At 38.6% G+C, this 22,581-nt stretch carries 23 protein-coding genes and 1 tRNA gene; 16 read left to right on the top strand and 8 right to left on the bottom strand.

The window, feature by feature from the left end; genetic code table 11:
* Nucleotides 1–193 precede the first annotated feature (193 nt).
* The 4 genes from HX021_RS18605 to HX021_RS18590 all read right to left on the bottom strand — a co-directional run bounded on the left by HX021_RS18605 (nt 194) and on the right by HX021_RS18590 (nt 2,676).
* Nucleotides 194–475 (bottom strand): hypothetical protein, encoded by a 282-nt coding sequence (locus HX021_RS18605; RefSeq protein WP_286592056.1) that lies wholly within the window; start codon nt 473–475, stop codon nt 194–196.
* 286 nt (nt 476–761) lie between these two features.
* Nucleotides 762–1,415, bottom strand: coding sequence for a hypothetical protein (locus tag HX021_RS18600; RefSeq protein WP_286592055.1), 654 nt, complete (start codon nt 1,413–1,415; stop codon nt 762–764).
* Nucleotides 1,406–1,900, bottom strand: a complete 495-nt coding sequence (locus tag HX021_RS18595; RefSeq protein WP_286592054.1) for an RNA polymerase sigma factor — start codon at nt 1,898–1,900, stop codon at nt 1,406–1,408. Before HX021_RS18595 ends, HX021_RS18600 begins: the two co-directional genes overlap by 10 nt.
* 278 nt (nt 1,901–2,178) lie before the next feature.
* Nucleotides 2,179–2,676, bottom strand: a complete 498-nt coding sequence (locus HX021_RS18590; RefSeq protein WP_286592053.1) for a hypothetical protein — start codon at nt 2,674–2,676, stop codon at nt 2,179–2,181.
* 735 nt (nt 2,677–3,411) lie between these two features.
* Between HX021_RS18590 and HX021_RS18585 the strand changes: the two genes are divergently transcribed.
* The 10 genes from HX021_RS18585 (at nt 3,412) to HX021_RS18545 (ending at nt 13,359) form a co-directional block, all read left to right on the top strand.
* Complete coding sequence (locus HX021_RS18585) at nt 3,412–3,771, top strand: DUF7674 family protein (RefSeq protein ID WP_286592052.1); 360 nt, start codon at nt 3,412–3,414, stop codon at nt 3,769–3,771.
* Nucleotides 3,772–3,825: 54 nt separating this feature from the next.
* Nucleotides 3,826–4,215, top strand: a complete 390-nt coding sequence (locus HX021_RS18580) for a DUF7674 family protein (protein WP_286592051.1) — start codon at nt 3,826–3,828, stop codon at nt 4,213–4,215.
* On the top strand, nt 4,212–4,289 hold the full coding sequence (gene kdpF, locus HX021_RS21750; RefSeq protein ID WP_353621064.1) for a K(+)-transporting ATPase subunit F: 78 nt from the start codon (nt 4,212–4,214) through the stop codon (nt 4,287–4,289). The genes HX021_RS18580 and kdpF overlap by 4 nt, the downstream gene beginning before the upstream one ends.
* Nucleotides 4,290–4,446: 157 nt before the next feature.
* A complete protein-coding gene (kdpA, locus tag HX021_RS18575; RefSeq protein WP_286592050.1) occupies nt 4,447–6,135 on the top strand; it encodes a potassium-transporting ATPase subunit KdpA in 1,689 nt (562 codons plus the stop codon).
* A 24-nt stretch (nt 6,136–6,159) separates the two neighbouring features.
* On the top strand, nt 6,160–8,169 hold the full coding sequence (gene kdpB, locus HX021_RS18570) for a potassium-transporting ATPase subunit KdpB (protein ID WP_286592049.1): 2,010 nt from the start codon (nt 6,160–6,162) through the stop codon (nt 8,167–8,169).
* Nucleotides 8,170–8,189: 20 nt separating this feature from the next.
* On the top strand, nt 8,190–8,753 hold the full coding sequence (locus tag HX021_RS18565; protein WP_286592048.1) for a K(+)-transporting ATPase subunit C: 564 nt from the start codon (nt 8,190–8,192) through the stop codon (nt 8,751–8,753).
* 11 nt (nt 8,754–8,764) lie between these two features.
* Entirely contained in the window at nt 8,765–9,847 is a 1,083-nt protein-coding gene (locus tag HX021_RS18560) for a porin (RefSeq protein WP_286592047.1), read from the top strand.
* A 78-nt stretch (nt 9,848–9,925) separates the two neighbouring features.
* Nucleotides 9,926–11,047, top strand: coding sequence for a sensor protein KdpD (locus HX021_RS18555; protein ID WP_286592046.1), 1,122 nt, complete (start codon nt 9,926–9,928; stop codon nt 11,045–11,047).
* 1 nt (nt 11,048) lies between these two features.
* Entirely contained in the window at nt 11,049–12,794 is a 1,746-nt protein-coding gene (locus HX021_RS18550; RefSeq protein ID WP_286592045.1) for a sensor histidine kinase, read from the top strand.
* A 112-nt stretch (nt 12,795–12,906) separates the two neighbouring features.
* Entirely contained in the window at nt 12,907–13,359 is a 453-nt protein-coding gene (locus HX021_RS18545) for a hypothetical protein (RefSeq protein ID WP_286592044.1), read from the top strand.
* 83 nt (nt 13,360–13,442) lie between these two features.
* Here the strand turns inward: HX021_RS18545 and HX021_RS18540 are convergent, their stop codons facing one another.
* Nucleotides 13,443–14,243 carry a 3-keto-disaccharide hydrolase gene (locus HX021_RS18540; protein WP_286592043.1) on the bottom strand — a complete coding sequence of 267 codons (801 nt, stop codon included), beginning with the start codon at nt 14,241–14,243 and terminating at the stop codon, nt 13,443–13,445.
* Nucleotides 14,244–14,533: 290 nt separating this feature from the next.
* On the opposite strand from HX021_RS18540, the gene HX021_RS18535 reads away from it, so the two are divergent.
* From HX021_RS18535 to HX021_RS18515, 5 genes are all read left to right on the top strand, one after another.
* Nucleotides 14,534–14,812: a TFIIB-type zinc ribbon-containing protein gene (locus HX021_RS18535; RefSeq protein ID WP_502959013.1), complete on the top strand. Its 279-nt coding sequence runs from the start codon at nt 14,534–14,536 to the stop codon at nt 14,810–14,812.
* A gap of 170 nt (nt 14,813–14,982) precedes the next feature.
* Nucleotides 14,983–15,324, top strand: a complete 342-nt coding sequence (locus HX021_RS18530; protein WP_286592041.1) for a hypothetical protein — start codon at nt 14,983–14,985, stop codon at nt 15,322–15,324.
* Nucleotides 15,325–15,602: 278 nt separating this feature from the next.
* Nucleotides 15,603–15,684 (top strand) — tRNA-Leu (locus HX021_RS18525).
* A 41-nt stretch (nt 15,685–15,725) separates the two neighbouring features.
* A complete protein-coding gene (rsgA, locus tag HX021_RS18520) occupies nt 15,726–16,478 on the top strand; it encodes a ribosome small subunit-dependent GTPase A (protein ID WP_353621063.1) in 753 nt (250 codons plus the stop codon).
* Between the two features lie 160 nt (nt 16,479–16,638).
* Entirely contained in the window at nt 16,639–17,085 is a 447-nt protein-coding gene (locus HX021_RS18515) for a VOC family protein (protein ID WP_286592039.1), read from the top strand.
* 153 nt (nt 17,086–17,238) lie between these two features.
* Here the strand turns inward: HX021_RS18515 and HX021_RS18510 are convergent, their stop codons facing one another.
* Nucleotides 17,239–18,207, bottom strand: a complete 969-nt coding sequence (locus HX021_RS18510; protein ID WP_286592038.1) for an ROK family protein — start codon at nt 18,205–18,207, stop codon at nt 17,239–17,241.
* Nucleotides 18,208–18,867: 660 nt separating this feature from the next.
* On the opposite strand from HX021_RS18510, the gene HX021_RS18505 reads away from it, so the two are divergent.
* Nucleotides 18,868–20,085 carry an enolase C-terminal domain-like protein gene (locus HX021_RS18505; RefSeq protein ID WP_286592037.1) on the top strand — a complete coding sequence of 406 codons (1,218 nt, stop codon included), beginning with the start codon at nt 18,868–18,870 and terminating at the stop codon, nt 20,083–20,085.
* A gap of 24 nt (nt 20,086–20,109) precedes the next feature.
* Here HX021_RS18505 and HX021_RS18500 read toward each other — a convergent pair whose 3' ends face one another.
* Nucleotides 20,110–21,168: a DUF6807 domain-containing protein gene (locus tag HX021_RS18500; protein WP_286592036.1), complete on the bottom strand. Its 1,059-nt coding sequence runs from the start codon at nt 21,166–21,168 to the stop codon at nt 20,110–20,112.
* Nucleotides 21,169–21,187: 19 nt separating this feature from the next.
* On the bottom strand, nt 21,188–22,552 hold the full coding sequence (locus HX021_RS18495; protein WP_286592035.1) for a Gfo/Idh/MocA family protein: 1,365 nt from the start codon (nt 22,550–22,552) through the stop codon (nt 21,188–21,190).
* Between the last annotated feature and the right edge of the window lie 29 nt (nt 22,553–22,581).

Raw genomic sequence — 22,581 nt, 5'->3', positions numbered from 1 at the left:
GATCGTCTATATCATTCTTCCATAAAGATCGTCACAAACATTTTGATGAAAGCCAATTGCCCTCTTTCTCATATTGATCATCTCTTTAAAATACGTTCATTTTACTATCATGGTAATTCGGCAAAAAGTCACGGTTCCAATGAATATCATCTGTTCAAAAAAGAATGTGAGTATCACTATAAAACAACAATGACTAATTCCTAAACAACAGATTGTATGTGGCTAAATAAAACTCATCAATCAGTTCTATAATCAAATCATTTCTGTTACTATCTACGATGATCCCAACCCAATTTTTGGCTGGGAGATATTTACTTCGGACCCACTGAATAGGTCTCTCTAATTGTTTTTCAGTACGGAATCGTTCTAACCCACTATCGTTAAAATATATCTTTTCATTAAATAAATCCATCACAGCAAATGGTCTTTTTTTAAAATAGAAAATACTCATTTTAAGATCAGCTAGTTCGTTCATGCTGATATGTTTTTTTTGATGCATATATGCATTAATTTCCCTTATCATAGTGGTCTATTCTATTATTGGTTCCAAAAATTTATCCAAGTACTCCCTGTTAACCTGATCGGATGAACTCGCACATTACATGAGATTGAAAGTTAGCTCGTGGTTTCCTGTTGGATTTTAGTTTATAATTCGATTGTAATCAAATCTACCGGAATTGAACCGACCAATTGGTATATATTTTGGTCTAATAGGTGGAAAAAATGTTATTCAGCCAGCAATTTATGGGGTTGATCCCATATCATGCAGAATCATTGGAATTCCTTTTAGGAAGAACGTCTGAAACTTCTATGGATGACTCTCCTAATTCAGCAATATAATACTGTAAATCGACCAACATATCCTGATGAGGTTTAGCAAATTTTTTGAAAGAGCTTCTGTGTATGAAATAGAAAATCAACCCGAAAAATCCTAGCCTAATAAGGACTGAAACCTGGAATATCGAAACCACATTAAAAGATTCAATATTTTTTAATGAAAATGCTATTATCAGAATGAAATAGAGCGTTACTCGCGTCAATTTGGTGAAGTCCAAATAAGTAGTGATAAGCTGTTTGATCTCCTTAAAGCGATCTCTTAAGGACAGGTCTGTCTCATAATATTGATGAATATTTTTCCGCAGCTTGTAGGCGGTATAAATCAATATTGCCTCGATCAATGAACCAAAGATGAAATAATAGCCCCAAAATGTACTGTCAAAGTAATATATGATTGGGGCAAGAAAAAGGATCACAAGCACCGAACGATACCGCATATTCTTCTTTAAATTCAAATCTATACGATCAAGTAAACTGCCTGATTTCTGCGTTGTTATTCTTTCAATAGTCTTCTCATGTAAAAGCATACTCCCTATGCTATTTTTGTGCCTTTTATATTTCAGTTGGTCTAGTTCCATGATGATATTCCTTTGCTTAGTTTCTTCAATTTGGTTTTGATTCTTGATATTTTTACGGCGACATGATTAGGGGTCATCCCCATGGTCTCCGCAATCTCATTGTAGCTATAATCTTCGAGATAGAGCGTCACCAGTGCCTTTTCTACATTGGACAGCTTACTTATGGCCTGATACATAACATAAACTTCTTCATCTTCATGATAGGTCATTTCACAATATCCTTCTTGACTAAACTGCAACTCGGCAAGACTGTGCCTGTGGTCTCGCTTGATATATGTAATAGCTGTATTCAATCCGACTCGGTACAACCAAGTCTGAAATTTGGCATCATCTCTAAAGCTTTTGAATGATTTCCAGGCTTGTAATATAATTTCTTGAAATAAATCTTCCCGATCGGCTTTATTCTCCACATACATGCAACATATGCGATGTATAATTGCCTGATTGGAGGTTATTAAAGTAATAAAGTCTTTTCCGATATCCATACCTGATCAAGGTTGTCTTAAGTTTTATATCACAGTTTATTTATTAGTCTCTAAAAAAGCGAAAATATTACAGAGTAAATAAAAAAATAACAGGCAACTTAATTCTTCAAACTATCCACCCATAGCTAAAATGAAAGAAGAAATCGCAAAGCCATGTCCTTACATATCGGCCATCTGATACGCACACAGAGAATGTTTCATTGACATAAGTTTTATACCTGATGAAGATCCGTTCATCTGGCTTTTAGTATAGAATAGTGACTGTACGGTTTTGAAATTCAACGGTTCAATAATTCCTTTATTGGGCGTAAAAATTCGTTTTCATATTCCATAGCCATTTTTTCATAGTTTCTCCTATTTCTAAAGCTTGGGCTAATCTTATAGCTCTTTAAAAATGTTTTTTTGTCGGTTCCTAATCTATAATGCCAGCCTCCAAAATCCCAACCAATGAAAATTACAACCTCTTCAAATTTCATCAGTTTCTTTCGATCTCTGGTCGTGCTTTCTCGGTAAACAATTTGGTCATCATCAAATGTATAGCGTACATTCAATTGGAAGAACAGATCATACAAGCCTTTAATTGTGATACAAATAATAATTATTGGAATAAATACCCTTCCCCCATCACCTATCTTTTCATTAAACAAGAGTAATATCATTAAAAGCACGGTGTCTATTGCTGCGAATAAAAATAGACCTGTCCTTAATCGTCGGTTAGGCTGAAATGTAATACGGTTACTGGAAATCTCAAGTCTAAGTTTATCTTTCAGAGGCATTAATATATCTTATTTTTAATCTTCGAGTAATTGAATTTATGGTTAGGTACTGTTTTGACAAGAATTAGCTCTGTTATCAAACAATCAAAAGATAGATGCTATAGTCATTCCAGTCCACATTTAGCTTAGATATCAGCATTGAATATGTTAACGTCATAATTTTCTATATATTTTAATATTTAATCTTTTTCTGTCCTATTCTGATTGATGTTGACCACTAGTTTTTATATAAATTATCGTCAATCCAATTCAGGCCATAATGGACAAAATATTTTCCTATTAATCAGAAGCTTTTAAACTGCCTCAGACTCCCTTCACATGGTGACGACTAATTGAGAATCCTATCATTATGATAACCATCCTATCAAAATGATAGGATGTTTTTGTATTAAAAAAGAATAAAAAAACACGTAACAACCTAATAACAAAAACATTAACAAAACAAAAAAACGATTGGAATACCTTTTGGCATACTACGGAAAAAAAGAAAAATGAGGAGAACAAATGTCAAGTGGAAACAAGAAAAAGAACCGCCATCGTTTCCGAAATGGTTAGCATCTTATCACTTATTATTTTTTGCAATAATCGTGGTTATGATTTTGGGAGCAGTTATGAAACATTGTAGTACAGCCTAATAAATAAAAGGATGATAACATTCATATTAATACTGGCAGGGGTAACCTGTTTTGGCCTATTCATCAAGTCGATTGACTTTTTTGAAAAAATCTAGTAAACATGAAAACAAAGATGATACATACCATACGTCAGTGGATTCCTGAAACTGCTGACTTAATCCCAGACCTGGGAAATCTAGATGATCCAGCAACAGCTTATCTTCTGTTGCATAGATTAGCAGATACCTGTGCCGAAAAATTTAAGTTGGGTCATGAAGGCGAACTGGACCGTGTCAAAGAGATAATCAAGGTTGTCAATCTTCTTTATATAAATGGAAACCTATATACTCGAAATGCTATCGAAAATGAATTTTTGGCAACATTATCTGTTGAAGAAAGTCCAGGAAGTCTCAAAAAGCATATGGAACTCTTTCCCTCTGAATTGAGAAGGGAGTATATAAAGACAATTTTAGAAAATTAATTCCAAGCTTATTAAAAGCAGTGTCTCATCTTTTTGGATAAAACAATGAAGATCATGAATAAAATCAATGAACAGTCAGCAAGCCAATTTCTTGCCAATCATTATGACGAGATAAAAGAAGAAATCAATGACCTATCCACACGCAGAAATATGGCCGGAATATTTCAGGCCATTGTCAATCATATCAACTATTTACTCGCGAATGGACAGATTGAAAAAATTGGCATTCGATTAAAATACATAGGATGGCTTTATAAAAGAGGAAATGAACAAATATGTAACCTGATTGAAAATCTTTTTGTACGATCTTTCCGTGACATGAAAAGAAGATGTACCACAGAACAATGGATCTATATGTATCAACACATTCCTAGAAATCTCAAACAAATTTATTTGTTGCAGGACAAAAACTGCAATCTTATTACCCAAAAATCTTTTATATGACAGCATTATTTATAATAGCTCTAGGTGTATTTGTTTACATCTGCTATGTACTGCTAAACCCTGAGAAATTTTAAATAACAGCAGCTGATGTAAAAATGGCAAAAAGATAGCATATAGGCTAGATCAATACCTTAGGCGGCTAAGAGCTGGTATTATGGCTTGCCAGCCAATGCCCTTTTGTCAAAACTTTCATCAGCCAGCTTGGAGAAAAATTTAATAATACTAACAGAAATGAACACAGAAATTTTAGGAATAATTGTAATGTTTACTTTATCGATATTGCTTGCAATACCATTTGGCAAATACATTACAAGAGTTTATAGTGGTGAAAAAACGCTGCTCGATCCAATATTTAATCCGATTGAACGGATTTTTTATACAATCAGTGGTATCAAGCCACAAACAGAGATGGATTGGAAACAACAGATGACAGCCATGGTAACCATTAATATGGTCTGGTTTCTCTTGGGTATGCTTATTCTCATGACACAAGGAAACTTACCATTAAACCCAGACAAAAACCCGAGTATGTCAGCAGATCTCGCTTTCAATACAGTGATTTCTTTTGTGGTAAACTGTAATTTACAACATTATTCGGGAGAATCGGGATTAAGCTATCTAGGCCAATACTGGTTAATGTTTTTACAGTTTGTTAGTGCCGGTACTGGTATGGCGGCTGCCGTAACCGTATTCAGGGCATTTCGCGATAAATCGACAAGTAACCTTGGAAATTTCTATAACTATCTTGTCAAATCATGTACCCGAATATTACTGCCAGTTTCATTTATTGTTGCCATTATCCTCTCTTTTGAAGGTACGCCAATGACCTTTGAAGGAAAAGACAATATGGTTAACTTACAAGGTGATACAATCGAGGTATCCAGGGGACCAGCGGCCGCATTTATCCCAATCAAACACGTAGGCACCAACGGCGGGGGATTTTTTGGTGTGAACTCAGCTCACCCGTTTGAAAACCCATCCTATCTGTCTAATATGACAGAAATGATTGCTCAACTCCTTATCCCCATGGCAATGATCTTTGCATTTGGTTATTTCATAAGAAGAAGGAAACTTTCCTGGATGATATTTGGAGTAATGACAATAGGTTTTCTTTTGCTGACCATTCCGAATATCCTAATGGAAACAAAGGGTAATCCAGCAATCACTGCAATGGGCATTGACAATTCACTTGGCGCAATGGAAGGGAAAGAAATACGTTTGGGAGCTCAAGCATCTGGCTTTTGGAGTATTGTGACTACAGTCATCTCCACGGGTTCAGTGAATTCTATGCACGATAGTACAATGCCGTTATCCGGAATGAACGAACTCCTTGCAATGATGATTAATGCCTTCTATGGAGGAGTTGGAGTCGGTCTATTGAACTTCTTCGTCTTTATTATCTTAGCTGTTTTTATCAGCGGTTTAATGGTGGGTAGAACACCCGAATTTTTGGGTAAAAAAGTGGAGGCCAGAGAAATGAAAATCGCCATGATCATCGCATTGCTGCACCCTTTTTTAATACTTGTAGGAACAGCTTTAGCGGCAGCATTACCTCAATATTCCGAGGCATCCCTGAACAATCCTGGATTTCATGGATTTAGTGAAATGCTTTATGAATATACCTCATCTGCCGCCAACAATGGCAGTGGCTTTGAAGGGCTTGGCGATAATACGATATGGTGGAACATAAGTACAGGCATTGTTTTGATTCTTTCACGTTTCCTGCCCATTATCGGACCAGTGGCAATTGCAGGTTTATTGGCTGAGAAAAAATTCATTCCTGAGAGCGATGGAACCTTGAAAACGGATACCGCAACCTTTGGTCTTATGGTATTTGCGGTAATTGCTATTGTTGCTGCACTAGCATTCTTTCCTGCACTAGCACTAGGTCCAATTGCTGAATATTTTTCTCTTTATTAAAAAATAGATTAAAGGAATTAAAAAATGAATAATAATACATCACTGTTTCAAAAGGATATGGTTCAGGAAGCGCTGAAACAGTCTTTTGTGAAACTCAATCCGAAAATGATGTTCCGCAACCCGGTCATGTTTACTGTATGGATCGGAACATTGATCATGCTGATTGTCAGTCTATGGACATTATTGGGAGCACAAGGTCAAGGAAGTTTTGGATACAATTTCGCTGTTTTCCTGATATTGTTGCTCACACTATTATTTGCCAACTTTGCCGAGGCTATTGCCGAAGCGAGAGGAAAAGCACAAGCAGACAGTCTACGCAAAACCAGGGAGGAAACACCTGCTAAACTGAAAAACGGAAAGACAATATCATCTGCTCAACTCCAAAAAGGGGACACCTTTATCTGCCAAGCAGGTGATATCATTCCTGCAGATGGTGAAATTATTGAAGGCCTGGCAACAATCGATGAGAGTGCCATCACTGGTGAATCGGCTCCAGTTATTCGTGAAGCTGGTGGAGACAAAAGCTCAGTAACGGGTGGTACCAAGGTACTTTCTGACAAAATTGTAGTACAAGTGGCTACACAACCAGGAGAAAGTTTCCTGGATAAAATGATTGCCCTGGTTGAAGGTGCTTCAAGACAAAAAACACCTAACGAAATCGCACTGACAATTTTACTGGCGGGCTTTACATTGGTATTTATTATTGTCTGCGTAACTTTAAAACCTTTTGCAGATTATGCCAATGTGGGTATCACGATAGCATCTTTTATCTCACTATTTGTATGCCTTATTCCTACAACAATAGGAGGTTTATTATCCGCTATTGGTATAGCAGGTATGGACCGAGCGTTGCGAGCAAATGTGGTCACCAAGAGTGGAAAAGCTGTTGAAACTGCAGGTGATATTGATGTCCTATTACTAGATAAAACGGGTACCATTACCATAGGCAATCGGAAAGCAACCCACTTTTATCCAGCACATGACATTGATGAGAAAAAATTAATAAAGGCAGCTGTGTTGAGTTCCATGGCTGACGAAACACCTGAAGGGAAGTCTATTATCGAACTGGCCAATATCGACCCATTGAGCTACGACGTAAAAAATCCTGAATTTATCAAATTTACAGCGGAGACACGAAGTTCGGGTATAGACTATGAGAACATACGTATCCGAAAAGGTGCGACTGATGCGATTAAAGATATTGTTACTGGAGCTGGCAATACATTTTCCGAAGAAGTCGAAGAACGGGTCAAAGCCATATCCCAAAACGGAGGAACACCATTAGTGGTATCTGAAAATGAAATAGCATTGGGCGTAATAGAATTGCAGGATGTCATCAAACCCGGAATTCATGAAAGGTTTGAGCGTCTTCGTAAAATGGGGATTAAAACAGTCATGGTAACAGGTGACAATCCCCTTACAGCCAAATTTATAGCCGAAAAAGCAGGAGTCGATGATTTCATCGCTGAAGCTAAGCCCGAAGATAAGATGAACTACATCAAAAAGGAGCAGGCTGAGGGCCGTCTGGTGGCCATGATGGGCGATGGTACAAACGATGCTCCGGCACTGGCTCAGGCTGATGTGGGTGTAGCGATGAATTCAGGAACCCAAGCAGCAAAAGAAGCCGGAAATATGGTCGATTTGGACAATGATCCGACCAAATTGATCGAGGTAGTTGAAATCGGCAAACAATTATTAATGACAAGGGGCACATTGACCACTTTTAGTATTGCCAATGACGTAGCTAAATACTTTGCTATTATTCCAGCCTTGTTTATCACAGCAATTCCGGCATTACAAGGGCTTAATATTATGAAACTACACAGTCCGGAAAGTGCCATTCTATCGGCTGTAATTTTCAATGCCATCATTATTCCCCTGTTAATACCATTGGCCCTAAAGGGGGTTGCTTATAAACCGATTGGGGCAAGTGCTTTACTACGCAGGAACCTTTTGATATTTGGACTTGGTGGTGTATTGGTTCCTTTTTTAGGAATTAAGCTTATAGATATGGCCATATCTATTTTCTTTTAATCATACATAAAATAAGAGTAATGAAAAAAAATATTTTACCCGCAATAAAATTGACTGTTATAATGATCTTATTCTTTACAGTCATATATCCGTTAGCAGTTTGGGGAATAGCTCAGTTTTCGCCCAACGCTGGAAAAGGAGAAGTCATTGAACATAAAGGGAAAAAGTACTATACAAACATCGGTCAGGCCTTTACAGTTGACAAATACTTTTGGTCGAGGCCATCAGCTGTAGGCTATAATGCTGCGGGTTCAGGAGGAAGCAACAAAGGGCCATCTAATAAGGAATACCTCGCTCAAGTTCAAACACGTATTGATACATTCTTGGTACATAATCCAGGTATTAGAAAATCCGAAATCCCAGTAGACCTGGTTACAGCAAGTGGCAGTGGCCTGGATCCCAACTTTTCGGTTCAAGCTGCCAAAGTTCAGGTAAAACGCATTGCAATGGTAAGAGGTATCGAAGAGCAAAAAATAAATCAAGTGATCGAGAGAAACATAGAAAGACCCTTATGGAGAAATTTTGGACCTCAGAAAATCAATGTTCTAAAACTCAATATTGCTTTGGACAATATTGGCAAATAACAATTAATCGGATGAAAAAAATATGGATGCTCCCTGTCCTCTTATTGGGAGCAACAGGTAGTTTATTGGCTCAAGAAGAAGCAAAAAAAACACTTACCATCAGTGGCTATGCAGAAGTTTATTACCAACAGGATTTCAATAACCCCAAATCAAATACAAGGCCCGGATTTGTATATAGCCACAATAGAAACAACGAGGTGAGTTTAAATTTAGGGTTGATAAAAGCCACATATGAAACACAAAATACGAGAGCTAACCTTGGTATAGGTGTAGGCTCATATATGAACGCCAATTATATGGCAGAACCAGGAGTATTAAAAAATATATATGAGGCAAACATTGGCATAAAATTGTCCAAGACCCATAATCTATGGTTAGATGCAGGCATTTTCCCTTCCCATATCGGTTTTGAAAGTGCCATTAGTGCTGATTGTTATACCTTGACAAGAAGCATCATGGCGGAAAATTCACCGTACTTTGAGACGGGAGCAAAACTGTCCTATGGTACAACAAATGGCCAATGGAATATGGCCGTTTTCATTTTAAATGGATGGCAACGCATTCAGCGCATGGATGGCAATACCACTCCTGCCTTTGGTCATCAGCTCACTTTCCGTCCTTCCGATAAAATCACCCTCAACAGCAGTTCATTTATTGGTAATGATTTCCCAGAAAGTGAGCGTAGAATGCGGTATTTCCATAATCTATATGGACAGTTTCAGGTCAGTGATCAATTTGCACTCATCGCAGGTTTTGATATAGGTACTCAGCAAAAAGCTAAAGGTAGCAGCAAATATAGCACTTGGTATGCTCCGGCACTGATTGCAAAATACAGCCCATCAGAAAAAATAAGCATGGCGGCAAGAGGCGAATATTATCATGATCAAGACGGTGTGATTATTTCATCAGGTACAGCAAACGGATTTCAGACTTTGGGGGCTTCGGTCAATATAGACTACCAAATATTACCAAATATCGTCTGGAGAACCGAATTTAAAAACCTGCGTAGCAAAGACGCGGTATTTGCAACCCGGGGAGAGAAAATGAAGAAAGGTAACTCTTCATTAATAACAGCTTTGGCTGTTCGTTTCTAATGATCCCATATTTTAGTAATTCCCCTAGGCAAATTGTCTTAGGGGAATTTGTAAGTTTATATAAGTAAAGATATATTTATGGATGAAAGAAAAAGTGCTGAACATTTTTTGAATCTGATCCAGAAATCCCGGCGGGGTAAATTCAAGCTTTATATTGGGATGAGCGCCGGCGTAGGAAAGACGTTTCGTATGCTCCAAGAAGCTCATACTCTTCTGCAGAGCGGTATAGATATTAAAATCGGATATATTGAAACCCATCATCGTACCGAGACACATGCTCTACTGAAGGGTCTTTCTATTATCCCCAGAAGAAAGTTATTCTACAAGGGTAAAGAGCTAGAGGAGATGGATTTACAGGCTATCATATCTCTTCGTCCGGAAGTCGTTATCGTAGATGAGCTGGCACATACCAATATTGAAGGTAGCAAGAATGAGAAAAGGTGGCAGGATGTCATGGATATCCTTGAAACTGGTATCAATGTAATCAGCGCGGTAAATATCCAACATATCGAGAGCCTCAACAATGAAGTCAGAGACATCACTGGGATTGACGTTCAGGAACGCATCCCTGACAGTATTGTAGCACAAGCCGATGAAGTGGTAAACATTGACTTGACAGCAGAGGAGCTCATCAATAGACTGAAAGCAGGTAAAATTTATGAAAGCTCAAAGATAACTTCAGCACTAAATAACTTTTTTAAAAGTGAGCATATCCTACAACTGAGGGAATTGGCCTTAAAGGAAGTAACCTCCCAAGTACAGCGAAAGGTTGAGACTGAAGTGACCCTCAATAGGAATATCAAAAAAGAAAGGTTTTTGGCATGTATCAGTTCGAATGAAAACACAGCAAAAAATATCATTAGAAAAACTGCTCGCCTTGCCAATTATTATAATAGCAAGTGGTATGTCATGTATGTACAGGTCCCAAAAGAAAGTGTAAACAGGATCGCATTGGACAAACAACGGCACCTCATCAATAATCTTAAACTGGCGACCGAACTCGGTGCTGAAATTATCAAAGTAAAAGCAAAAAATGCAACCAAAGCTATCATAAAAGAGTGTGAAGATCGTATGATTACTACAGTATGTATCGGTAAGCCTCATTTAAATCTATTTAAGATTATTTTGGCAACAGATACATTCAACACATTACTGAATAAACTTTCGCAGGAAAATATTGACCTCGTAATATTGTCATAAAATGAAAATTAAAGCAAAATTAACCTTTGGAGTAGGACTTCTGTTTATATTGATTGTGGCTTTAGCAGTCATTAGTGGATGGTATGTTAATCGGCTCAAAAGAGACACAAATAATATCCTCGTTGCTAATTACAATACGCTATTGTATTCACGCAATATGCTTAATGCCCTTGAAGATATCGCTAAGGACGATTCGGCGATTGATACCTTTCGGAATAACTTAGTTCTTCAGAAAGGAAATGTGACCGAAATCGGTGAAATCGAAACAACAAATCTCATTGTGAAGCACTTCAATGCACTTAAGGACCATCCTGACGATGTACAATTGAGCTCTTTAATCAGAAAAGATATCACCGAACTGATGCGTTTGAATATGGATGCAATCAATAGAAAAAGTGGTATTGCAGATGAAACAGCAAAAAAAGCAATACTCATCATTTCATTTACGGGAGCACTATGTTTCTTGATTGCAGTCATATTATTGATAAACCTTCCATCCAACATCGCCAATCCGATCAAGGAGCTGACCGAAAGTATAAAAGAAATAGCTGATCAGAATTACTCAAAACGTGTCAATTTCGGGGGACATAACGAATTTCGAGATCTGGCAAGATCATTTAATACCATGGCCGAAAAACTTGAAGAATATTCGGACAGTAAATTGGAAAAAATTCTAAAAGGGAAAAAAAGGATCGAGGCGCTCATTGATAACATGCATGATCCCGTTATTGGAATTGACGAGGATAAAAAAGTACTGTTCGCAAATGAAGAAGCCTTAAATATTTCGGGCTTGAGTAAAGAAGATTTCATCGGAAGAACAGTGCAGGACATAGCAGTTACAAATGATCTTATCCGCGATATTATAAAGGATATTTTCCAATCAGATGCTAAAGATAGTAAAACAGAACAGCTGAAAATCTATGCCGACGGTAAGGAAAGCTATTTTGAAAAAGAAGTTCTTGACATCAATATTGTTCCAACTGGGGAAACAGAGACCAAGTTTATCGGCCAAGTCATCCTATTACGTAATATAACGCCCTTTAAAGAGCTTGATTTGGCTAAAACAAATTTTATGGGAACAGTATCTCATGAGTTCAAAACCCCTATTTCATCAATCCAAATGGGCATCCAGCTATTAGAAAATGAGAAAATAGGTAATTTGAACGGAGAACAAAGGGACCTCATCAACGGAATCAAGGATGACACCGAACGGTTACTGAAAATAACAGGCGAACTACTCAATATCACGCAGGTTGAAAGTGGGACCATACAAATCAATCTATTGCCATCAGCGGTCAAACCTATCATTGAATATGCCGTAAATGCGAACAAATCGGCTGCAGACAATAAAAATGTTCAGATAGAAATTGAGATGGAAAAGAATATTTCTATTGCATTGGCCGATAGTGAGAAATCAGCCTGGGTACTCACCAACTTAATTTCCAATGCTATACGCTATTCCTATGAAAATGCTAAAATTTATATAAAAACAGAACAGGAAAATAACCAGATCAAATTTTCGGTCACAGATACTGGACAGGGAATCCAACCTCAATATTTAGAGAAGATTTTTGAAAGGTATTTTCGTATTCCAGGTACTAAGAAAGAAGGTACCGGTCTGGGGCTGAGCATTAGTAAGGAATTTATTGAAGCTCAAGGTGGTGAAATTTGGGTTGAAAGCGAGTATTGTGCAGGCAGTACTTTTTATTTTACACTTCATTTGGATAAAAAAAAGAATAAGCCTTAATTTTAGTGTTTGCATCTTAATGATTTCTTACCTAACTTAACAGCTAATTATATTACTATAATGAAAAGAAATATGCCACAAGGTATCCTTTAAGGTAATAAAAGAAAAACTTATGTTGCATACAGGTCTTATTTTAAGTTTAGGGATTTGCACGTTAGCAAGTTGTGTTTCACAAAAGAATAATGCGACAGACGGGCAAGACAGTCTGCGTATCGAACTAGCTGAAGGACAACAAGAGCTACTAAAAGAATACCCGATGCTTATTAAATTCACTGGCATCGTAGAAGACAACCGCTGCCCCAAGGGTGTCAACTGTATTTGGGCAGGTGTTGCTGTTGCCAGAATTGAAATAACTGAAAAAACTGCTAACACCATCAGCTTGAATCTTGCCACAACAGAAATGGAGAAAAGAGGCTATCAGAAATCGGCCACCAGCAACGGATATACATTTTTACTGCACGACGTATCCCCCTACCCTACGGCTGAACAGCGTGCACCAAGCCTAAAAGGTACTTATAAAATTACCATCACCATACATCGAAATAAAACTACTTCTCCCGACTAAGCCGATCTTCACGACATATAAATTTGCTACTGGAACAACTGGCCTTTCACTATAAAGCATGCTATCCGACCTTGAAGGGCTACTTATTTCTTTGGTACTGGGAGTTCTTTGATCCAAATATTCTTAAAATCTACAGGTTGTCCTTCACTTTGCAACGCAATAAATCCACTGCTAAGTAACTTACCGTCAATCTTGATCTTAGGGTCATAACCATTTGCAGTACCACCTCCGATTTGTGGTTTAGAATATTCAAGCACGGTATCCCCATTGATGATATGTTTTATCAGGGAATCCCCCAGTACAATCAGTTCCCCTTTGACCCATTGATCGCCATCATAGGTCTTAGAAGTCGAATTTAAGCAATGCGAAGCAGCTATCTTACCTTGATACACCACATTGGTTCCTGGAGAACACATATTACCTGTAGACCGTGGTTGACCATCGCTAAGACCTCCTAAAAGTTGCATTTCTACAGAAATTGGCCAATCCTGCTCTTTCAACATTGTTCTGGGGTCTTGGGAATGGAACATAATACCACTATTGCGTAGGGTGTAGGAAGGTGCTCCTCGATGAAGATCACCCTTAAAGCGATATTCAAATTTTAGATGATAATAGGAAAAAGGCGTTTTGTAATATAAATGACCGAACTGATCATTGAAATCATCATACTGATCGTACCTGATCTTAATCATTCCATCTTCAACTCTGAAGGTATTGCCAAAATTCTCACCAACTTCATGATGATGGATCTTGACAAACCAATCTTTGATGTCCTTTCCATCAAATAATGGTCTCCATCCTTCCTTGTTCTGCTGTCCTTTTATTCCCGCGCAACTTGTAAAAATAAGACCTGAAGCAAAAATTATATAAATCAATCTTTTCATTTAATCTATAGTGGTTTAAATTGAACAACAATATACGACATATTCCATTAATCTGATTTTTTTCCTTATTTCCACTTCCAACCAATTCATATTTTCCACTCTAAGCTTTAGTTAATGCTTATGAGTAAATGCTTAAAGCAGATCTCAGAAAATTGAACATATAAAGACATCAGTTAAAAAATGCTAAATATGGCATCAAGAAAGGATTGGTTGTGCATTTTTGATTATATTGTAATTTCACAAATATTTGAAAAACCATGAAATGTCCAAACTGTAACGAAACACTACTGATGACAGAACGTCTCCGAATTGAAATAGATTACTGCCCGAACTGCAGAGGTGTGTGGCTGGATAAGGGAGAACTGGATAAACTGCTGGAGCAAGCTGGCAAGGAAAGTGAAAATAACCAGGCTGAAAATAGAGATACTGGCGGTTATCCTAAAAACGAACGGGAAAGCTATCAATCTCAACAACAACACCGTGATAGTGACCGACATTCAAACAGTCACAACTATCCGCATGGTCGAAAGAAAAAATCTTTTCTCTCCGATCTATTTGATTTTGATTAGAAATAAATGTACACATGGCTCTATAACTATCATTATGGGGCCATTTGCATTTTTGGATTAAACTTGAACTACCTAGGTCACAGTATAAATTCAACAATAATTTTATCCATACCTTTGTGTAAATGAGCATCAGTAACAGGATTTTAGATGCTCTCACAAAATGGTATTATATGAAAACTAAAAACCAAATTAACGAGATCACCTATCTGCCTGTCGCCTGGGAATATCGTGAGATTATTGAGGAAGAAATCAACAAAAAAAACAGCGGAAAAATATTTTATTTTGAAGAGGACAACAAGATTGGTGAAGCACAGGGAATCATTAGCGAAATGATAGAGCAAAAAAAGAAAGGGGTATTTATTGTGATGCAAGATGGACTTCAGATAAGGATAGATCGGATCATTACACTCTTCGGAAAAGTAGGGGCAGCCTACGATGAATATAATGCCTATGCGGATGCTTGTATGGATTGTTCCGGAGGCTATTCAAAAGAAGAATTGGATAATATGTAAGTTAATGAAGCTAAAAACATTGTTTGATAGCCGCATCAGACTTTTGACGGCTGTAACAAGTAAAACGCCCCCTATGACCAAGCATACAAATTATATACAGATGTAATATGATGCACTTTTACATCTGTATGGTCCAATTTGATCATTAGCAAAAGTTCTTAAAAAAAATATTCTGTTCATAAACAGGACAATCTGTATCTGATATAAGGAATATAAGCAGAATGCTTGCAAGATATGGGTTTGGTTCCTATATTTGCGACATCAAAAGAAATCCTAATGCGGAAGTGGCGTAATTGGTAGCCGCACCAGACTTAGGATCTGGCGCCGCAAGGCGTGGGGGTTCGAGTCCCTTCTTCCGCACATGAAAAACTCCCGAGTATAAACTCGGGAGTTTTTTTTGAATAACCTCTTACATTGACATGGCTTCTATTGTACAGAGCCTTGATAACAATTTTAATGTACGTAGAACCGAACGTTTCATGATTCAGATCCTTGAGGCAAACATCAAACCGATACTGGTACTCAACAAAGCTGACCTGGAATTTGACCATGACCATGTGGCTGCAGCAATCAAGCACCTGGAACAAAATATGCCCGTATTGATGACAAGTATCCATCAGCCACAGACGATTACTCAGTTACGTAGATATATTGCAATGGGTGAGACTGTTGTGATCGTGGGGTCTTCTGGCGTGGGCAAAAGTTCCCTTGTCAATGCTTTGTGTGAAAAATCAACCTTGCGTACATCAAAGATAAGTCAGTCTACAGGAAAAGGAGGACATACTTCAACCCAACGTCAAATGGTCGAGATGGGATATTCCGGCATCTTGATCGATACGCCTGGTGTGCGCGAATTTGGACTTACCACAGGTCGTACCGAAACGTTGTTAAACGCATTGGACCTTAATGATTATGCCAGACTATGCCGATTTAAAGACTGCACACACCACAACGAGCCCGGATGTGCTGTTACAAGGGCAGTAAATGAGGGTACCCTGGATCAAAAGGTATATCAAAGTTATCTTAAGCTTGAACGGGAAATAAATCATTTTACGGCATCAGAACATGAAAGAAGGAAACTACAAAAGTCTCAGTCGAAACTGGTGAAAGAGGTGAAGAAACGAAAAGGGATACACAATGCCTCAGGACATTAAAATATAATTAAAATCAGAACAATTCTATTTTATTTGCTGTTCTTGATAAGTAGCTATAAACATTCGTTAAATTATAAAAATGAAAGTTACTTTAAGCTATTGACAGACTGTTGTCAATAGCTGATTTATCTTTGATGTATTCAACTAAAATTATATTATCATGGCACTATTACACGCATATTTAAATTTCAACGGCAACTGTGAAGAAGCGTTTGAATTTTACAAAACAGTATTTAATACTCCACTGATCGGAGTTCATCGTTTTGGCGACATGCCAGCAGATCCTGAATACCCGGTTGCGGATGCTGACAAGAATAAAATTATGCATACTGCACTAAAAATCAACGATTCGGTCATGCTCATGGGATCTGACTGCTTAGAGAGTTTCGGACAGAAGGCAACCTTCGGAACAGGGAGCTACTTGATGTTAGACGCTGAGTCTGCTGCAGAGGCAAAAGCGTTATACGATAAACTTTCGGCAGGCGCCCAAAACGTGGAAATGCCATTGGGTGAACAATTTTTTGCCGAGCTATTTGCTTCTTTTCAAGATAAGTTCGGCATTGCCTGGATGATTCACTTTGAGGGAAACAAAAAGATGCGCTCATAAAGAAGTTTTGTTCAGCAAGGTGATCGATCCTGTTGGAAAAGATAAGTCGCTTGAGATGTTCAAGCGACTTTTTATAAGAAAAAATAGTTGCTATTAAATATTAAAGCAAAACTTCATTTGCTAAAAATCATTCAGCTACTCCGTGGGATGAGGTTACTTTTCCCAAACCAAAGCACTCGCTCCCAGAATAGCAGCATCGGCTTCGTCAAGCTCACTGAAAACCAATTTCACTTTGTTCCTAAACAGTGGAAAAAGATTTCTTTCCATATGCAATTTTGCAGGTTTTAAAATAAAGTCTCCAGCCTTAATGACCCCACCAAACAACAGAATAGCTTCAGGGGAGGAAAACATCACAAAATTTGCTAAGGCCTCACCTAGCTTTTGTCCCGTATACCGGAATACTTCAATAGCAATTGCATCCCCTTTTAGCGCACATTCATGAACGGTTTTAGAATTGATGGCATCTTCAGGAAACTGATTGAGCATCGATTCTGGAAATTCGGCCCTCATTTTTTTGGCTGTAATCGTGATACCAGTTGCAGAAGCATACGCCTCCAGACTTCCTTCAGAACCGGTGCTCCAGTGCTTTCTTCCTCCTGGCTTGACAATTGTATGCCCTAATTCCCCAGCAAATCCATCGTGTCCATATATAAGCTTTCCGCCAGCAACAATACCGCTTCCTACTCCTGTCCCTAGGGTGATCATGATAAAATCTTTCATCCCCCGAGCAGCTCCAAAAAGCATTTCACCATATGCTGCGGCATTTGCATCATTGGTAATGGTGCAGGGAATATTGAACTTTGCAGTCATTAGATCACTGAATCGAATCACCCCTTTCCAGGGAAGATTGGGGGCATGATCTATTGTCCCCGTATAATAATTCGCATCAGGCGCACCAACACCAATTCCATCAAAGCTTTTCTCACCGCCAAACATTTCGATTAAGGGGTACGCTTTCTCATATAAAGCGTCGATAAACTCTTCAACACTCGCGTACTCATCTGTTTTTAAGCTTCCTTTTTCAAGTACTTCTCCTCGATGATTGACCACCCCAAATTTCGTATTGGTACCGCCAATGTCTATTCCCAAGGCTACGCGTTTTGATAAATCTATTAATGACATTTCTATTCCTTATTTTCTAAATTCTAAAATTATAAAAAGATAATACTTTATGAGGAATAAATGAGGGAAAAATTACAGTTTCACCAAAACAACCAACCTGATACTTGAAGATACCAATGAAAACACACCTTTATTCCAACATTTGATACGTTGTCAGAAAAAGATAGTTTTTATATTCAACTTACCTACTTACAAGGAGAGAAAAAATTCAGAATCATGGATAACGACTTTGGATCAATTTTTAAATACTATAAAACAGGGTATCTCGCTTTTGATAAATCGAGTATTAACGAAGAAAGAAAATTAAGATTTGGAAACATGACATTGAAAATTAGCTCCTCATTTAAGTTTATGCAATGATGGCAATGAAATAATTGAAAATAAGTTCTGGAGCTAATCTATCGAACTTCTTAAATCACTGGCCTGCAAATAAAAAAACCGATAGCGTATTCACAATTTAGGTTTATGAATTTTGATACGATTTGCATATCAAATGATACAAACTGACATCTCATGATTTATAAATCTCCGTAATTTGTACATATTCTTTAAAAGAATTGCTCTCCCCTTCAGAATATGTACAAAATGTATTTCAATCGGGAAATGTAGAATAGATAGATAATTAACTATTCGGTTGATGACCAAAAAGATAAACTTAATATGAGAAGAAGAACTTTTTTGCAGGCACTTAACCTGGGTATTGTATCTGCCACATGCTACAGTGGACCTGGATATGGAATGTCGATAGTGGATTTTTTGGACAAGAATAACGATGATAACGAACTGTCGTACCACCGCATACAGCAGGTCAATTTCTCGTCCGTCAAATTGAAGTACCCTCGTTTAGTGGGAAAAAATGCTCGACTTGACCTCCATGGGCATGGACCTGAAGTGGAAATATGTTATATCAAGACAGATAAAGGTGCAATGGGATGGGCATCACTCCGTGGATCCAAAAGGGATGCTGAGCAGGTTGCAAACACCCTGATAGGCAAAAAGGTATCTGAGCTTTTCGCTTGTCGAATCGGCACATTAGATGACAGACATATTGCTTTTGATATTGCGCTTCATGATCTCGCAGGTGTAATATTACAGAAACCTGTATATGCACTGCTGGGCAAAAAAAAACCATTCATTACAGATTACTATAGTGGCATGATCTATTTTGATGATTTGGAACCTACTGATAAACCAGCCGGGATTGACCGTATTCTGGAAGAATGCCATGATGATTATAAGTTAGGTTATAGACAGTTCAAGCTGAAAATAGGCCGTGGTCATAAATGGATGTCATCCAAAGAAGGATTACAACGAGACATAGACGTTACGAAGGCTGTTGCAGCGGCCTTTCCCGATTGCGGTATACTAGTGGATGGTAACAATGGTTTTTCTGTAGATCAGTTTATCCAGTATCTCAAAGGGATCCATTCGGTAGATCTTTTTTGGATTGAAGAACCTTTTCATGAGACGGTCGCCGATTATCAAAAATTAAGAAGCTATATGCAAGGGGAAGGCAGAAGCACTTTGCTAGCCGATGGTGAGGCCGACCCAAATCCAGCACTGTTGAAAGAATTATTTAGTAAAAAGCTGCTGGATGTACATTTAACCGACATTGAAGGGCTAGGCTTCACCAATTGGAGAAAGTTAATGCCCGAATTGAAAAAGCTGGGTGCAAAGGCATCCCCACATGCATGGGGTTCTCAGCTCAAGAGCTATTATACTGCCCACTTAGCTGGCGGGCTCGGAAATACCGTAACCATAGAGGGGGTAACAAGCACCTCAGCGGATGTTGACTTATCGAGCTATAGGATCAAAGACGGAAAACTGATCCCTCCTTCTACCCCAGGCTTCGGAATGACACTCATAAAAAAATTATAGACAACAATTTTATGTCTTAAAGCTTTATCTTTTTTTAGCTACACCTTCGGATGCGGCAAATGCATGCGTTAATTTATTGATCTCATTGTTAGACAGTCGCTCCTTCCCCGATGCGATCACCACACGGTATCGGAACGTAATAGACTTACCTGTTTCTAATTGCAGATTCAGTGCCTCAGCCCCATTACTGAACACTTTCTGTCCAAGTGGGTTAGCAGCAAACAGGCCATAGCCACGTGCGTGCCAATAGGTCGGATAACCAATATTGTCGGGGTGATCTATCATGACAATACTCATCGTATCTTTTCCTTTCTGACCATAGAGCATACACCATTTGCCCCGTGTACCCCACACGCTGTCACCCTGTTTATTTTCGCTGGTCAGATAATTCCCTGTAACAGTTTGATCGTCATTGCCCTTTACCGTTGTCACCTCTCCGTGGGCATCCGTAAACTTCCGTTCTTCTTTGCTCGGCAGTTCGAGTTCATGTGCAACACGCAGACCAAGAAGACCGTCCTTGACATCGGTAAAAGAAACAGGTTCAGCAGCAGTAAGTGTAGTAGTACGGTCAATAATCCGATAAGCTGCTGTGGCGGCAAACTCCAGTGTGCTATGTTCTTTCAATATGACATGCTGCCGAATATCACTCCAATCGGCAGTATATTTGATCACACCCGTTTCCCCACTCTTAGTTTCGGTTATGGCTGTGGTTTTGATCCAGCCATATTTACTCTTTTTAGCTGGGGCAATGACTGATGAATTGTTCCAAAAGTCAAGATCATTCACACTTTCATAATTCATCCATAAGCCAATATGATGCGGATGGTCTGTGGGTTCCTTAGCCCGCGGAGCAAGGGGGAATCCACGAGTAATAGTTTCACCATTTGCAGCGATGATAGGGAACAGCGTTGGTTTCTCTAGATTTTTGGAATAAATAAATGCAGTAAAAGGCAAGCCATCAACCTGGACAACAACTTCCTGATGTACCTGGTCTTGCAAAACACTTATAGCTTGCTTTTTCTGGGCATAGGCCAGGGAAATTAGTGTTCCAAAAATGGATATAAATAATAGTATTTTTTTCATATTAATATTTGGGCTTGGGTTAATATTTAAATACTTTTCCACCGGCAATTACCTCTTGCTTTTGATCATCGAACGTGACCTTCTCACCAGTACGGTAGGCAGCATTGGCCATCATAACAGCGATCGAATGGTTGTAGCCTGCTATAACGGGCGCATTGGGTTCCCTGCGGTGACGGACACATTCCATCCAATTGCGTACATGGGCCATGGTAACAGGATCACCTCCCGTATTGGCAGCTGTGCCAACACGTACGTCACTTAAACTCATTTCTGGCAGCAAATTCGCCTGCATTCCCATGACGCTGGCATACTGCTCTGTGAGACCACCAACAGCGGTAATCTTATTGGTATCTAAGTTAAGAGTTCCACCATTGCTGTAATAGATTTCCTTTACTTCTTCCCCGTTCAATACACCCGAATTTGTCTGTCTCGATTTAAAGAGGACCTGAAATCCTTTGGTCAGATCATCAAATGGCCCATAATCAAAAACAGCTGTAAAAGTATCAGCATTCTCCCGACCATCTTTCCAAACATAGTTGCCCCCATTAACCGCTACACTCCGGGGGTGTGAAAGTCCGGTAAACCAATGCACAGTATCAATCTGATGACATAACCACTGACCAGGTATACCCGATGAATAGGGCCAAAATAGGCGATATTCTAAATAATGCCTTGGATTGAACGGTTCATAGGGCCTGTTGAGCAAAAAACGTTTCCAATCAGTATCTTCTTCTCTTAACCTGGCGACTAACTCAGGCCTCCGCCATCTTCCAGGCTGATTTACGTTCCAGGTAAGTTCTACCATGACGATATCACCAAATTTTCCACTTTTGATAAAATCATTGGCCGCAAAATAATTGATACCACTCCGACGCTGTGAGCCAATTTGGACAATCTTTTTACTATCAGCGACAGCCTTTAATACCGCACGTGCATCTTCCATGGTCTCGGCAAGCGGCTTTTCTACATAAGCATCCTTTCCCGCGCGAACAGCTTCTATGGCATGCATGGCGTGCTGAAAATCGGCAGTGGAAACAAAGACAGCATCAACATCTTTCATGGCATACAATTCTTCATTGTTCACACATGGCTTAATATCATGCGCAAGCTGCTGTTTCCAAAAATTTGCACCCTCTTCACGACGCAATTTCCAAATATCACTCACCGCGATAATATCAAAATTCAATTCTTTATAAGCGGCGAGAAAGGATGGTGCATGGGCACCTTTATGACGGTCTGAGAACCCAATCACCCCAATATTTATACGGTCATTTGCACCAATGATTCTCCGATAACTAGCAGCACTGAATGCATTGGCCCCGACATACATACTTGTACCGAGCAAACTTGCTTTTTTTATAAAATCTCTCCGCGAATTGTTCATGGTTTTAAGTTTATCTAGTTAATAAAGAA

Origin of the sequence: Sphingobacterium sp. N143, assembly GCF_030325625.1 — a bacterium.
Classification (GTDB): domain Bacteria; phylum Bacteroidota; class Bacteroidia; order Sphingobacteriales; family Sphingobacteriaceae; genus Sphingobacterium.
Note: the sequence above shows the minus strand (reverse complement) of the source record. Positions and strands in the feature narration are given on the sequence as shown.

Bases quoted from the DNA above. Each gene is read 5' to 3' on its own strand.
- HX021_RS18585 (WP_286592052.1), top strand. From the start codon at position 3,412: ATGAAAACAAAGATGATACATACCATACGTCAGTGGATTCCTGAAACT.
- kdpF (WP_353621064.1), top strand. From the start codon at position 4,212: ATGACAGCATTATTTATAATAGCTCTAGGTGTATTTGTTTACATCTGC.
- HX021_RS18505 (WP_286592037.1), top strand. From the start codon at position 18,868: ATGAGAAGAAGAACTTTTTTGCAGGCACTTAACCTGGGTATTGTATCT.
- kdpB (WP_286592049.1), top strand. From the start codon at position 6,160: ATGAATAATAATACATCACTGTTTCAAAAGGATATGGTTCAGGAAGCG.
- HX021_RS18565 (WP_286592048.1), top strand. From the start codon at position 8,190: ATGAAAAAAAATATTTTACCCGCAATAAAATTGACTGTTATAATGATC.
- HX021_RS18580 (WP_286592051.1), top strand. From the start codon at position 3,826: ATGAATAAAATCAATGAACAGTCAGCAAGCCAATTTCTTGCCAATCAT.
- HX021_RS18530 (WP_286592041.1), top strand. From the start codon at position 14,983: ATGAAAACTAAAAACCAAATTAACGAGATCACCTATCTGCCTGTCGCC.
- kdpA (WP_286592050.1), top strand. From the start codon at position 4,447: ATGAACACAGAAATTTTAGGAATAATTGTAATGTTTACTTTATCGATA.
- HX021_RS18535 (WP_502959013.1), top strand. From the start codon at position 14,534: ATGACAGAACGTCTCCGAATTGAAATAGATTACTGCCCGAACTGCAGA.
- HX021_RS18540 (WP_286592043.1), bottom strand. From the start codon at position 14,243: ATGAAAAGATTGATTTATATAATTTTTGCTTCAGGTCTTATTTTTACA.
- HX021_RS18515 (WP_286592039.1), top strand. From the start codon at position 16,639: ATGGCACTATTACACGCATATTTAAATTTCAACGGCAACTGTGAAGAA.
- HX021_RS18500 (WP_286592036.1), bottom strand. From the start codon at position 21,168: ATGAAAAAAATACTATTATTTATATCCATTTTTGGAACACTAATTTCC.
- HX021_RS18595 (WP_286592054.1), bottom strand. From the start codon at position 1,900: ATGGATATCGGAAAAGACTTTATTACTTTAATAACCTCCAATCAGGCA.
- HX021_RS18605 (WP_286592056.1), bottom strand. From the start codon at position 475: ATGAACGAACTAGCTGATCTTAAAATGAGTATTTTCTATTTTAAAAAA.
- HX021_RS18560 (WP_286592047.1), top strand. From the start codon at position 8,765: ATGAAAAAAATATGGATGCTCCCTGTCCTCTTATTGGGAGCAACAGGT.
- HX021_RS18550 (WP_286592045.1), top strand. From the start codon at position 11,049: ATGAAAATTAAAGCAAAATTAACCTTTGGAGTAGGACTTCTGTTTATA.
- HX021_RS18590 (WP_286592053.1), bottom strand. From the start codon at position 2,676: ATGCCTCTGAAAGATAAACTTAGACTTGAGATTTCCAGTAACCGTATT.
- HX021_RS18555 (WP_286592046.1), top strand. From the start codon at position 9,926: ATGGATGAAAGAAAAAGTGCTGAACATTTTTTGAATCTGATCCAGAAA.
- HX021_RS18495 (WP_286592035.1), bottom strand. From the start codon at position 22,552: ATGAACAATTCGCGGAGAGATTTTATAAAAAAAGCAAGTTTGCTCGGT.
- HX021_RS18510 (WP_286592038.1), bottom strand. From the start codon at position 18,207: ATGTCATTAATAGATTTATCAAAACGCGTAGCCTTGGGAATAGACATT.
- HX021_RS18600 (WP_286592055.1), bottom strand. From the start codon at position 1,415: ATGGAACTAGACCAACTGAAATATAAAAGGCACAAAAATAGCATAGGG.
- HX021_RS18545 (WP_286592044.1), top strand. From the start codon at position 12,907: ATGTTGCATACAGGTCTTATTTTAAGTTTAGGGATTTGCACGTTAGCA.